This is a genomic window from Dactylosporangium sp. NPDC051485 (genome assembly GCF_040682015.1).
In the GTDB taxonomy this organism is placed as follows: Bacteria; Actinomycetota; Actinomycetes; order Mycobacteriales; family Micromonosporaceae; genus Dactylosporangium.
Genome location: NZ_JBFAZW010000034.1, coordinates 22725 through 35596, shown reverse-complemented (window position 1 = coordinate 35596; position 12872 = coordinate 22725). Strand labels below are relative to the sequence as shown.

At 72.9% G+C, this 12872-nt stretch carries 9 protein-coding genes; 6 read left to right on the top strand and 3 right to left on the bottom strand.

Translation table 11 applies throughout. The features are described 5' to 3' along the window. The first annotated feature begins 72 nt into the window (after positions 1-72). From nth to AB0M46_RS20750, 4 genes are all read left to right on the top strand, one after another. Complete coding sequence (nth, locus tag AB0M46_RS20765; RefSeq protein WP_363338314.1) at positions 73-750, top strand: endonuclease III; 678 nt, start codon at positions 73-75, stop codon at positions 748-750. 171 nt (positions 751-921) lie between these two features. Next, positions 922-1521, top strand: coding sequence for a TlpA disulfide reductase family protein (locus AB0M46_RS20760; protein ID WP_363338228.1), 600 nt, complete (start codon positions 922-924; stop codon positions 1519-1521). Beyond that, positions 1518-2171: a CoA pyrophosphatase gene (locus AB0M46_RS20755; RefSeq protein ID WP_363338226.1), complete on the top strand. Its 654-nt coding sequence runs from the start codon at positions 1518-1520 to the stop codon at positions 2169-2171. The genes AB0M46_RS20760 and AB0M46_RS20755 overlap by 4 nt, the downstream gene beginning before the upstream one ends. Before the next feature lie 4 nt (positions 2172-2175). After that, entirely contained in the window at positions 2176-3369 is a 1194-nt protein-coding gene (locus tag AB0M46_RS20750; RefSeq protein ID WP_363338224.1) for a MarP family serine protease, read from the top strand. Positions 3370-3376: 7 nt separating this feature from the next. Here the strand turns inward: AB0M46_RS20750 and mycP are convergent, their stop codons facing one another. Together mycP and eccCa are read right to left on the bottom strand one after the other, a co-directional pair. Then, positions 3377-4585 carry a type VII secretion-associated serine protease mycosin gene (gene mycP, locus AB0M46_RS20745; RefSeq protein WP_363338312.1) on the bottom strand — a complete coding sequence of 403 codons (1209 nt, stop codon included), beginning with the start codon at positions 4583-4585 and terminating at the stop codon, positions 3377-3379. Positions 4586-5184: 599 nt separating this feature from the next. Further along, on the bottom strand, positions 5185-9195 hold the full coding sequence (eccCa, locus tag AB0M46_RS20740; RefSeq protein ID WP_363338223.1) for a type VII secretion protein EccCa: 4011 nt from the start codon (positions 9193-9195) through the stop codon (positions 5185-5187). A 131-nt stretch (positions 9196-9326) separates the two neighbouring features. On the opposite strand from eccCa, the gene eccD reads away from it, so the two are divergent. Beyond that, entirely contained in the window at positions 9327-10664 is a 1338-nt protein-coding gene (eccD, locus tag AB0M46_RS20735; RefSeq protein ID WP_363338222.1) for a type VII secretion integral membrane protein EccD, read from the top strand. A 179-nt stretch (positions 10665-10843) separates the two neighbouring features. Here eccD and AB0M46_RS20730 read toward each other — a convergent pair whose 3' ends face one another. Next, the gene (locus AB0M46_RS20730; RefSeq protein WP_363338220.1) at positions 10844-11383 is read right to left on the bottom strand and encodes an inorganic diphosphatase; all 540 of its coding nucleotides are present in this window, start codon (positions 11381-11383) and stop codon (positions 10844-10846) included. Between the two features lie 168 nt (positions 11384-11551). Between AB0M46_RS20730 and dacB the strand changes: the two genes are divergently transcribed. Next, entirely contained in the window at positions 11552-12868 is a 1317-nt protein-coding gene (gene dacB / locus AB0M46_RS20725) for a D-alanyl-D-alanine carboxypeptidase/D-alanyl-D-alanine-endopeptidase (RefSeq protein WP_363338218.1), read from the top strand. Positions 12869-12872: the final 4 nt, after the last annotated feature.

The window sequence follows — 12872 nt, the reverse complement described above, 5'->3', positions numbered from 1 at the left end:
CCTCGATCGCGGGCGACGTATTGTCGTTGCGTGACCGAGACCGCGTTGGCGTTGAAGCGGCGGGCGCGGCGGATGGGCCGCGCCCTCGCGCTGATCCACCCCGACGCGCACTGCGAGCTGGACTTCACCAGCCCGCTCGAGCTGGCGGTGGCTACGATCCTCTCCGCCCAGTGCACCGACGAGCGGGTCAACCAGGTGACGCCGAAGCTGTTCGCACGCTACCCGGACGCCGCCGCCTACGCCGCGGCCGACCCGCTGGAGATGCAGGAGCTCATCAGGCCGACCGGGTTCTTCCGCAACAAGAGCGACTCGCTGATCCGCCTCGGCCAGGCCCTGGTCGAGCGGCACGACGGCGAGGTGCCCGGCACGCTCGCCGAGCTCGTCGCGCTGCCCGGGATCGGCCGCAAGACCGCCAACGTCATCCTCGGCAATGCCTTCGATGTGCCCGGGATCACCGTCGACACCCACTTCCAGCGGCTCACGCGCCGCTGGCGATGGACCGCCGAGGAAGACCCGGTGAAGATCGAGTTCGCCATCGCCGCGCTCTTCGCCCCGCGCGACTGGACCATGCTCTCGCACCGCGTGATCTTCCACGGCCGCCGCGTATGCCACGCCCGCAAGCCCGCGTGCGGGGCGTGCACGCTGCGGAGGGATTGTCCGTCGTACGGCCTGGGGCCGACCGGCGTCGAAGAGGCGATCAAGCTGCTCAAGGGGCCGCGGGCGGCGGAACTGGCGGAGCTGGTCCTGTGAGCGGTCCGGAGCGCAGCGGAGGGGCCGCGAACAATCGGTTCAGTGTTGACGCACGTCGGTGCCGGAGCGCAGCGGAGGTAGCGACGTGAGCGGTCTGGAGTGCAGCGGGGGTGGGGACGTGAGTGGTCGGGGCGAAGCGGAGGGGCCGCGAACAGTCGGCTCGGTGTTGACGTGAGGCGGCTCCTGCTCTCCCTCGTAGCCGCCGCGCTGCTCGCGTCACTGGCCGCCTGCGAGGCCGACGCCCAGCCGTCCGCCTCGCCCTCGGCCGGCCCGGCCTGCCTCGAGCGCGTGGTGCCGTCGGCGTCGCCGGCTGCTCGCGGTACCGAATCCGGTCCTGCTCTTCCGGCAATGGCGTTGCCGTGCTTCTCCGGCGGCCGGTTCACGGACCTGGCCGCGCTCGGCGACCGCCCGACCGTGGTCAACCTGTGGGCCTCGTACTGCCGGCCGTGCATGGAGGAGCTGCCGGCGCTGCAGCGCTTCGCCACCGACGGCGCCGGGCGGGTGCGGGTCGTCGGGGTGGTCACGAAGAATCGCCACGACCAGGCGCAGTCCGTGATCGACGACAAGAAGCTGACCTTCCCGATGCTGGAGGACCAGGGGCAGCAGCTGGCCATCGCGGTGAGCCCGCTGGTGTCGAAGGGCCTGACCGCGCTGCCGGCGACGCTGTTCGTGACGGAGGGTGGCCGGATCGCGTACGCCTACCAGGGCGAGGCGCTGACCGAGGCGCGTCTGAAGGAGCTGACCGGCCGGTACCTGGGGGTGTCGCTGTGAGCGAAGTGCCGGAGTGGCTCCAGCCCCTGCTGACCAGGCTCCGGTCGGCCGAGGCGGCCGACTTCACGCGGCTGCCGACCCCGGACGAGGAGGGCAAGCGGCGCAGTGCCGTGCTCGTGCTTTTCGGCGAGGACCCCGCGACCGGCCCGGATATCCTGATCCTGCAGCGGGCCGCCACGATGCGCAACCACGCCGGCCAGCCCGCCTTCCCCGGCGGCGCGATCGATGCGGGCGACGCCGACACGGTCGCCTGCGCGCTGCGCGAGGCGGAGGAGGAGGTCGGCCTGGACCCGAGCACGGTCGAGGTCGTCACCACGCTGCCCACGCTGTGGATTCCGGTGAGCAACTTCCTGGTCACGCCGGTGCTCGCCTGGTGGCGTGCGCCACATCCGGTCGGGCCGGCCGACCCCCGCGAGGTGGCCCGGGTCGAGCGCCTGCCCATCCGCGAACTGGTCGACCCCGCCCACCGCTTACACATACGCCACCCGAACGGATGGATCGGCCCGGCGTTTCGGATACACGACATGCTGGTGTGGGGCTTCACCGCAGGCGTGCTCTCCACGCTGCTGGAACTGGGCGGATGGGCGACGGAATGGCCGACCGGCCGGGTCGAGGAATTGCCGGCATCTGGTGCCGCCCCCGTACGCTGATTGCGTGTCTGGCAGCGTGATCGATATCGTCCTATTGCTCCTCATGGTGATGTTCGCCATCAACGGCTATCGCCAGGGGTTCCTCGTTGGTCTGCTGTCATTCGTCGGCTTCTTCGGCGGCGCGCTGCTGGGCCTGCAGCTCGGCCCGCTGCTGGCCGACAACTTCTTCACCTCCGACCCCGCCAAGGTGGTCGTCTCGCTCTCCGCCGTCTTCGGCCTCGCCGTCGCCGGCCAGGCGCTGGCCAGCTTCGTCGGCAACCGGCTGCGCAACGCGATCGTCAACCGCAATGCCCAGGCCATCGACAACGCGGGCGGCGCGGTCGTGTCCGTCGTGGCAGTGCTGCTGGTGGTGTGGCTCGTCGCCGCCCCGCTGAGCGCCTCGTCGCTGCCCTGGCTGGCCCGCGCGGTCAGCAACTCGATCATCCTCAACGGCGTCGACAACGTCATGCCGTCCCAGGCCGACAAGCTGTCGGCGGCCCTCCGCGACACCGTGGACACCCGCGGCTTCCCCAACGTCTTCGACGGGCTGGCCCCGACCCGGGTCCGGGAGGTCTCCCCGCCCGACCCGCAGCTGGCCGGCTCCGAGCTGGTCAAGAACGCCAAGAAGTCGGTCGTCAAGGTCCTCGGCCAGGCCCCGAGCTGCTCCCGGCGCATCGAGGGCTCGGGCTTCGTCTACGCCCAGAACCGGGTCATGACCAACGCCCACGTGGTCGCCGGCACCAAGACGGTCAGCGTGCTGGTCGACGGCTCGTCGCGCCCGCTGCCGGCGACCGTGGTGGCGTACGACCCGCAGCGCGACATCGCCGTGCTGTACGTGAAGAACCTCAACGTCCCGATCATGCAGTTCGCTTCGAAGAAGTCCGAGTCGAACGCCGACGCGATCGTGCTGGGTTACCCGCTCGACGGCCCGTACGACGCCCAGTCGGCCCGCATCCGCGACCACCGCAACATCACGGGCCCGGACATCTACGACGACGGCAAGGTCACCCGCGAGATCTACACGATCCGCGCCCTCGTCCGCTCCGGCAACTCCGGCGGCCCGCTGATGTCCCCGGACGGCACGGTGCTGGGCGTCATCTTCGCCGCCGCGGCCGACGACGAGCAGACCGGCTTCGCGGTGACGGCGGACGAGGCCGAGGTGGTCGGCGACGCCGGCAAGACCCACACGGACCCGACCCCGACGGGCAAGTGCGCCTGACCCGGCCTTACGGCTGGGGCCGTCTTTCCCTTCGTCGCTGATGCAGCAGTACGCCGGCCGCTCCACCCAGCAGGATCAGCAGCATGGCGGTGAGCCCGGCGACCGCGCTCGTGCGCGTCTGCTCCTCGGCCGTCCGCTCGGCGTGAAACTCGGACGCTGAGGTCGCCGGCAACGGCGCCGCGCCCCCGTGCTGTGCCAACGGCCCGTCGGAGCGCTCCGGCCCGACCCCCGCCTCCGCCGGTCCGGCCTCGGCCAGCGGGTTCGTCTCCACCTCGGCCACGGTGCCGCGCAGCGCCGCGACGGGGTCCACCTCGCCGTACCCGAACCGGTCGTCCCGCCCCTCGGGCCCGAGGTCCTTCGCCGTCCAGATCAGCCGGTTGATCACGTTGGCCGCGCTCATCCGCGGGAACCGCGCCCGGACCAGCGACGCCGCCCCCGCCACCAGCGGCGCCGCGAAGCTGGTCCCCTGCACCTGCCAGTACCCGCCGCCCGGCTTCGCCCCGGTCAGGTTCACCGCCGGCGCGGTCAGCACGGTCTCGGGCCCGGTGAGCGACCCGGACCAGAGCGTCTCCTCCCCGCCGCCGCGCGACGTCCCCAGCCCGGCCACCGCGATCACCCCCGGCTCCCGCGCCGGGTACCAGACCCGATGCGTGGCCGGATCGGTGGCGATGTTGCCGGTGCAGGCCACGACCACGACATCGTGCGCCGCCGCGTACGCGAGCGACTCCGCGATCTCCTCGCTGCGCAGCGCCCCGCCGAGCGACAGGTTGATCACCCCGGCCCCGTGGTCCACGGCCCACAGCACCGCCTGCGCCACGACCCCCGGATCGTCGTACTTGTTGGCCTTGTCCAGCACCCGGATCGGCAGGATTTTCGCCCCCGGCGCGATCCCCTCGACCCCCGACCTGTCCCGGCCGCTCCCCGCGATCAGGCTCGCCACCGTCGTGCCGTGCCCGACCGGATCGACCTTCCCGCCGTTGTTCGAGCCCGGCTCCACGAGGTCGATCCCGGGCAGCACCTGCCCGACGAGATCGGGGTGCGAGGCGTCCACCCCGCTGTCGATGACGGCGACGGTCACCCCCTTGCCGGTGGAGACCTTCCAGGCGTTGCGCACATCGAGCGCCGACAGCTGCCACTGCTCCCCGCGCACCTGATCGGCCACCGCCGGGCCGACCTCGACCCCGGTCGCCACCGCACAGCCAAGCGCCGCCGACAGCCCCAATGCGAGGAGGCGGCCAGCGGCGCGGACGATCGAGGTAGGCGCGATGGCCCCATTCTGGACCGTGTTGCCCCGATCTGTCAGGCCGGTAGCCAGACCTCGCCGAAAGGTGGCGACGGCGGTAGGTCGCCGCCGCGCCCCCGACACCTACGCCCCGCCCGCGCCGCCCCATCCACGGGTCAGCGACGGGTGATCATCCCGCCAGGCTCGACCTCCGCGCACCTCCTCCGCCAGCAGCGTCCCGACGCCGAACCTGGCTGCCGGCCGGTCTTCTCGCCGCGGACGTTGGCCCGCCGGCCCACCCAGTGCGCGTCTCGTCACGGCTCTGCGCGGCTGTGCTCCTGCGCGGGTTCCCCATGGCGCTTTGCGCGAGCCTTGCGCCAGCGCGGCGCGCTCCGGTCCCGGCCTGCGGTCCAGCGCGCAATGCCGCCCGGGCCGCTGCTCGTCGGCTGGCTGGCCTCGGCCAGTCGACCCTTCCACCTGGCCGCCGCCCCGACGCTGAGCGAGGAGCCGCGGCGCCAGGACAAGACCCGCGGCGACTCCAAGGAGCGCTCAGCGGAGCGGCCGCCCGGGCCGGCGGCCGCCCCGCCGAGGGGTCAGGTCGGCGGCAGGTTGGCGATCTGGATCAGGGTGCCGTTTTCCTTTCTCGTGACGAGGCGGCCACGACCCGGCGGCAGCGGCCCGAACCTGATGTCGCCCAGCACGGCCCCATCCTCGCGGTCGCCGGACATGATCACGCCCGGGGAGGCGAGCTCCTTCAGCCGCTGGATGACCGGCTCGTAGACGGCGCGGCCGGCGCCGCCGCTGCGGCGGGCCAGGATCAGGTGCAGGCCGATGTCGCGGGCCTGGGCCAGGTAGGGGAGCAGCGGCGAGAGCGGGTTGCCCGAGCTGGTCGGGATGAGGTCGTAGTCGTCGACGAGGACGAAGCAGTGCGGGCCGGTCCACCAGCTGCGGTTGCGCAGCTGGTCCTCGGTGACGTCCGGGCCCGGCAGCCGGCGCTCCATGTAGTCGGCCACCGAGGCCATGAGGTCCTCGGTTTGCTGCGTGCCGGTGCCGTACCCGATCAGGTGCTCCGAGCGCACCGTGCCCAGCAGGCTCCGCCGGTGGTCGATGAGCACGATGCGCGCCTCCTGGGGCGTGAACCGCGTGCTGATCATCGTGGCCAGCACCCGCAGGAGCGTCGACTTGCCCGACTCCGCCTCGCCGAAGGCCATGAAGTGCGGCTCGCTGCTGAAGTCGACCCGGATCGGCCCGAGGTTGGCCTCCGCGATACCGATCGGCAGCGCGAACCGGTTCGCCGGGTCGGCGTCGTCGGCGATGGCCGAGAACGGCACGGAGGCGGGCAGCATCCGGACCGGCCGGGCCGGCGCCCCGGTCCACGCCGTGGCGATCGACTTCACCAGCTCGCCCGGCTCGCCGCCGGTCAGCTGCGGCTGGACCACGAGCAGATGCAGGCCCTCCGCCGTGATGCCTCGCCCGGGCGTCTCGTTCGGCACACCGGCCGCCGCCTTGCGTGTGGCCAGCGTGTCGGTCGCGTCGCCGAGGCGCAGCTCGACCCGCGCGCCGAACAGGTCGCGGAAGTTGGCCCGGAAGTCCATCCAGCGCGAGGCCGAGACGACCATATGGACGCCATACGACAACCCGCGCGCCGCAATGTCGAGCAGGACGGGCTCCAGCTCCTCGTAGTCCTTGCGCACCGTCGGCCAGCCGTCGATGACCAGGAACACGTCGCCCCAGCCGTCGTCGGTGCTCCCGCCGGCCGCCCGGCGCCGCCGGTAGGTGGCCATGCTGTCGATGCCGCTCGCCGAGAACTGCTGCTCGCGGGCGGCCAGCAGGGAGGCGACCTCGCCCACGGTGCGCCGCACGAGGGTGGTGTCGAGCCGCCCGGCCACCCCGCCGACGTGGGGCAGTTCGCGCAGGCCGGCGAGCTGGCCGCCGCCGAAGTCGAGGCAGTACACCTGGACCTCCGCCGGCGTGTGGGTGAGCGCCAGCGCGGTGACCAGCGTGCGCAGCGCGACGGACTTGCCGCTGCGCGGGCCGCCGACCACCGCCACGTGTCCTTGAGCGCCGTCGAGACGGAACCACAGCGCGTCGCGCCGTTGCTCGATCGGGTTGTCGATGAGCGCCAGCGGCACGTGCAGGGCGCCGTGCAGCTGCGGGTTGGTCACCGTCAGGCCCCGGGCCCGGTCGACCATGACCGGCCCGAGCAGGTCGTCCAGCGGCGCCGAGGCGGCCAGCGGCGGCAGCCACACCTGGTGCGCCGGCACGCCCCGCCCGGCCAGCCGCTCCACCACGATGTCGAGCAGGCTCTCGCCCTCGGGGGCCTCCGCCGACTCGGCCTCGGGCACGGGCGCAGGCGGCAGCGGCATGTGCCGCGTGCCGTACCGCATCACCTGCGGCCGCCCGCCCCCGCCCGACACCGTCGCCGCCGGCCCGGTCCGCCGCCAGAGCCCGCCGACGTAGGCGCCCTTGAACCGGGTCAGCGGCTCGGTGCCGGACTTGAGGATGCCGTGCCCGCCCGGCTTCTTGGGCAGCTCGTACGCGTCCGGCACGCCCAGCACGGTCCGCGACTCGAGCGAGGTGAAGGTGCGCAGGCCGATGCGGTACGACAGGTGCGTATCCAACCCGCGCAGCCGCCCCTCCTCCAGGCGTTGCGAGGCGAGCAGCAGGTGCATGCCCAGCGACCGGCCGACCCGCCCGATCTGCACGAACAGGTCGATGAAGTCCGGCTTGGCCTCGAGTAGCTCGCTGAACTCGTCGCACACGATCAGCAGGCTCGGCAGCGGCGCGAGCGGCGCCCCACCGGCCCGGGCCCGCTCGTAGTCGCGGACCGAGTCGTAGTCGCCGGAGCGGCGCAGGACCTCCTGCCGGCGGATCACCTCGCCGGTGATCGCATCGGTCATCCGGTCGACCAGCAGCAGCTCCGTGCGCAGGTTGGAGATGAACGCGGCCACGTGCGGCAGCCGGTCCATCCGGGCGAAGGTCGCGCCGCCCTTGTAGTCGATGAGGACGAAGTTGAGCGTCTCGGACGAGTGCGTCGCGGCGAGCCCGAGCACCAGCGTGCGCAGCAGCTCCGACTTGCCGGAGCCGGTCGCCCCGATGAGCAGGCCGTGCGGCCCCATCCCGTCCTCGGCGGACTCCTTCAGGTCGAGCTCGACCGGCTGGCCCTGCTGCCCGACGCCGATCCCGACGCGCAGCCGGTCGCGGTGCGGCCGGGGCGCCCAGGCCCGGGCGATGTCCAGCGTCTCCGGGTCGCCGATGCCGAGCAGGGTCGGGAAGTCGAGGTCGGCGCCGGGCTCGCGGGCGTCGCCGGCCTGCTGCTCGGCCCCCGCGGTCACGGCCAGCCGCAGCGGGGCGAGCCGCCGCGCGATGGCCTCGGCCTCGGCCAGGTCGAGCGCGTCGGCGATGCCGATCGGCGGGTCGGGCTCGGCGATGTCGCTGTCGGCGGAGATCGTGGCGAGCCGGCCGCCGGTCGCGTCGAGAACGATCGCGGAGCGGTCCAGCAGCCGTGGCGGCTCCCGGTCGAGGTCGATCAGCGTCACCCCGTCGATCCCGCCGTCGGTGCCCAGGTGGGCGCTGCCGGACAGGTCGCCGCCGTCGAGGACGACGACCAGGTGCGGCGTGGCGGACGGGCCCCGGACCTGGTCGGCGTCGAACCGGCCGCGGCTGCGCAGCAGGTCGTCGAGGCGCCGCTCGAGCTCCGGGGCGGTGTCGGCGATGAGCCGGACGGGGCCGACCGCGTCGGTCTTGGTGGGATGCAGCGCGTGCGGTAGCCACTTCGCCCAGTCCCACCACTCCAGCCGCTCGGGCGCGACGCACACCGCGATCAGCAGGTCGTCGGGGGCGTGGAACACCGCGAGCTGGGCGAGCATGGCCCGGGCGAGCGCCCGCGCCGGGTCGTGCTGCCCGGCCAGGCCGGCGGACGCCCCCGCCCGCGCGCCGGGACCGCGACTCGCCCGCAGGTGAATCCGCGCGAAGCTGCGCATCGAGATCGCCACGGGGAGGTCGGGCACCACGGAATACGCGTCCAGGAAACGCCTCAGCGCCGCGGCGGTCATCGGCTCCAGGTCCTCGAGCGGCCTGGTCATCGGCGGGATCAGCGGCGTGGCCAGGGTCTGCGGCCCGACGGCGACCCGCACGATGGCGAAGTCGCCGTCGGTCGGGCGCCGCTCCCAGAGCCGGAAGCTGTCCACCGACGACCACAGCGAGTGCGGATCGGGGTGGCGGTAGTGCAGGCCGGTGCGTTGCTTGGCGGCCGTGTCCCGGACCCGGCGGCGCAGCGTGGCCAGGTGGCGCAGGTATTCGCGCCGGGCCGTCATCATCTCGGCCTTCTTCGGCGCGCCGGTGCCGGCCGAAGTGAGCAGCATGCCCAGCGTCGAGAAGCCGAAGATGGCGCCGATGACGTAGGAATACGTGCCTCCTTCGCGCCCGGCGAACAGCAGCGCGGTCGCGATCGTGCCGGTCAGCATCGGCACCACCTGGACCATCTGCTGCCAGCGTGAGGCCGGCGCCTGCGGCACCTCCGGGGGCGCCTCCACGACGAGCTCCCCGCTCGGGATTTCCGGTGCGGGGCGGCGTGGTGACCTCTTGACGACGACCGTGCTCACGTCGGGGACTCTAGGCCGCGGGTACGACATTTTGTGACCCCGATCGATGCTTCGTGTCGAGTTCGTCACTGTCTGAAGCAGGCGGCGGCACGGGGCGGCGCAAGTTCCGCACCCGTGGTACCTGTATCCCCATGTCCGCAGCCCCGGCCGGATTGGCCCGCATCACGATCAACGCTCCTCAACGGCGCGTCGATGTCGCGGTGCCTGATGCGGTACCGCTGGCTGAACTCCTTCCGGAGCTCCTGCAGCACGCGGGCACCGGCCTCGCCGACGACGGCGAGCGGCACGGTGGCTGGCTGCTGCGCCGCGCCGACGGCACGACGCTGTCGGCGGCCACCGGGCTGGCCGGCCAGGGCATCCACGACGGTGCGGTCCTGCACCTGGTGCCCGCGCGGGCCGGCTGGCCCGAGCTGGAGTACGACGACGTGGTCGAGGCGATCGCCGCGGGCGCTCGCCGGCAGGGCGTGCCGTGGAGCCCGGCCGCGACCAGGGTCACCGCGCTGGGCGTGGCCGGCGCGGGCCTCCTGGTGGCGCTCGTGTCGATCCTGCGGGCCGGCGTGGCGCCGGCCGCGGCGGCCGTCGCCGTCGGGCTGGTCCTCGTCGGCATCACCGCCTCGCGGGCCTACGGCGACGCCCTGGTCGGTGCGAGCCTCGCCGCCTTCGCGCTGCCCTTCGCCGCGGCCGGCGGCTGGCTGGCCACCCCCGAGCCCGCCACGCCGGCCGGGCGCACGCTGCTCGCCGCGGTCGCGCTCCTGCTGGCCGCGCTGGTCGCCGCGGTGGGCGTCGCGCACCTGCTCAGGCTGTTCGTCGCCGGGGTGACCGTCGGGGTGCTCGGCGCACTCGGGGGCCTGTTCGCCACCGTAACGCGCCCGGCCGCCGCCGCGGCGGTGCTCCTCGCCGTGCTGGTGGCCGGGGTGGCCGGGGTGCCGCTGCTGGCCATCCGCCTCGGCAAGCTGCCGATGCCGATCGTGGCGCTGCCCGGCGACCTCGCGTCCAGCGGGCGCGGGCTGGCCTCGGCGGCCGACCGGTCGCGGATCTTCGCCGCCGTGGCGCGCACCGACGAGATGCTGACCGGCATGCTGTTCGGCTTCGCGGTGGTCGGGGCCGGCGCGGCGCTGGTGCTCGCCCGGTCCGGCGACGTCTCCGGCGCGGTATTGGTCGCGGTGGCCAGCGCGGCGCTGATGCTGCGGGCGCGGACCTTCCTGACCGTGCGCCAGCGGCTGCCGCTGATCGTCGCCGGCGCCGGCGGTTTCGTGCTGCTTGCCCTGTTCGCACCCGTCGACGTTCGCATTGTTGCCGCGGCGGTACCGCTGGTCGCGCTGATCGTCGCGATCGCCGGCGCCCGGGCGGCGGTGCGGCCGGCGTCGCCGTACGTGGGCCGGGCGGCGGATCTGCTCGACACGTTGTGCGTGGTCGCGGTGGTGCCCCTGGCGTGCGCGGTGCTGGGCTTGTACGGCCTGTTCACCTAAGGGCAGGACTTCACGTAAGGCCAAAGACTTGACCCAAGGGGCCAAGGACTTCACCCGAGGAGCCAAAGACTTCACCTCCGGGGGCAAAGAATTCGCCCAAGGGGTAAAGACGCCCGACGAAGGGCGTGGAAAAACGAACGAGCGCCCGCCGAAAGGCGAGCGCTCGTTGACGTTCGTGACTATTCGATCGAGTGCGCGTTCGGGGCGACGCCCGGGTCGTGGTACGTCCCGGCCGCGATCGCCTCCTGGTAGCGCCGCCGCGACTCCGCGATCTCCGCCTCCGCCTCGACGCGGCCCACCCAGGTGGCGCCCTCGACGCTCTTGCCCGGCTCGAGGTCCTTGTAGACCTCGAAGAAGTGCTGGATCTCCAGCCGGTCGAACTCGCCGAGGTGGTGGATGTCCCGCAGGTGCTCCAGGCGGGGGTCGTCGGCGGGCACGCACAGGACCTTGTCGTCGCCGCCCTTCTCGTCCGTCATCCGGAACATGCCGATCGCGCGGGAGCGGATCAGGCAGCCCGGGAACGTGGGCGACTGCACGAGGACGAGCGCGTCGAGCGGGTCTTCGTCCTGCCCGAGCGTGCCCTCGATATATCCGTAATCGGCCGGGTACTGCGTGGAGGTGAACAGCGTCCGGTCCAGACGGATTCTGCCCGTGGCGTGGTCAACCTCGTATTTGTTGCGCTGACCCTTGGGGATTTCGACCGTGACGTCGAAGTCCATCTGACGACTCCTCACCCTCGCACCGCTGCGCCGACCATTAGTCTCGCGTATGGGACAGTGCGGTGTAACGGGGAGGGTCAGGTGCCGAGGGAAACACCACAACGTGGCGGTCGGGCTGGTCTCATCGGCTCCCTCGTCGCACTGGGCGTGGCGGTAGCAGTGGCGTCGGTGTCTGTGTTCGCGGGCGACGGCGTGATCAGTGCCTTCGGGCTGACCGGCGCGCAGAAGGCGAGCTGGCGCGCGGGCACGACGTTACCGGTACCTCCGCCGGTCCTCGCCGCCATGGACGGCCAGGCGCCCATGCCGTCGCAGGCGGGCCTGTCCGCCGTGCTCACCCCGCTGCTGTCCGTGCAGGCGCTCGGCCCGCACATCACGGCGTCGGTGGTGGACGTCACCACCGGACAGTCGATCTTCTCGTCGGAGCAGGACGCCGCGATGACGCCGGCGTCGACCACCAAGATCGTGACCGCAGCGGCGGTGCTGGCCACGCGCGGCCCGGCGTACCGCATCCCGACCCGCGTGGTAGCCGGCGCCCAGCCGGGCGAGGTGGTGCTCATCGGCGGCGGCGATCCGACGCTGTCGGTGTTCCCCACGCCGTACTACCCGGGGGCCGCCCGCATCGACGACCTCGCGAAGCAGGTCAAACAGGCGCTGGGAGGCACGGCGCCGACCAAGGTCATCTACGACGTCTCGTTGTTCAGCGGGTCCGGCGTCGGGCCGGGGTGGGACCCGGACGCGACCACCGGCGGCTCCGGCGCCGTGATCACCCCGCTGATGACCGAGGGCGGGCGGACGAAGGCGACGAAGTACTCCGACCGGTACGCCCAGCCGGATGTGCAGGCCGCGCAGGCCTTCGCGAAGGCCCTCGGGTTGCCCGCCGGTGCCGTGGCCGCCGGCACGGCCCCGGCCGGTGCGAACGAGCTGGGCAAGGTCGAGTCGGCACCGCTGGCCCGGATCGTCGAGTTCATGCTGCAGGAGAGCGACAACGTGCTCGCCGACGAGTTGGCGCGTCAGGTGGCCCTGGCCAAGAACCAGCCGGCGTCGTTCGACGGGGCGGCCACGGCCATGAAGGAGGTACTGGAGGGCCTCGGGCTGCCGGTCACCGGCTACGGCCTGGTCGACGGCAGCGGCTTCTCGCGCAGCGACCGCCTCTCGCCCGCGCTGCTGACGGGCATCCTGGCGATGGCCGCCCGGACCGACCGCGGCGACCTGCACGCGATCTTCAGTGGCCTGCCCGTCGCCGCCTACTCCGGCACCCTCGCCACCCGCTACCTCAAGGCGGCCGAGGGCTCGTCCGCGGCCGGCCTGGTGCGCGCGAAGACCGGCACGCTCACCGGCGTCAATTCGCTCTCGGGCATCGTCGTCGATGCCGACGGGCGGACCCTGGCGTTCGCGTTCATGGCCGACCAGACCACCAACGGCCCACAGGCGGTCATCGCCCTTGACAGGGTTGCCGCAGCTCTCGCCGCCTGTGGTTGCCGCTGAGCGA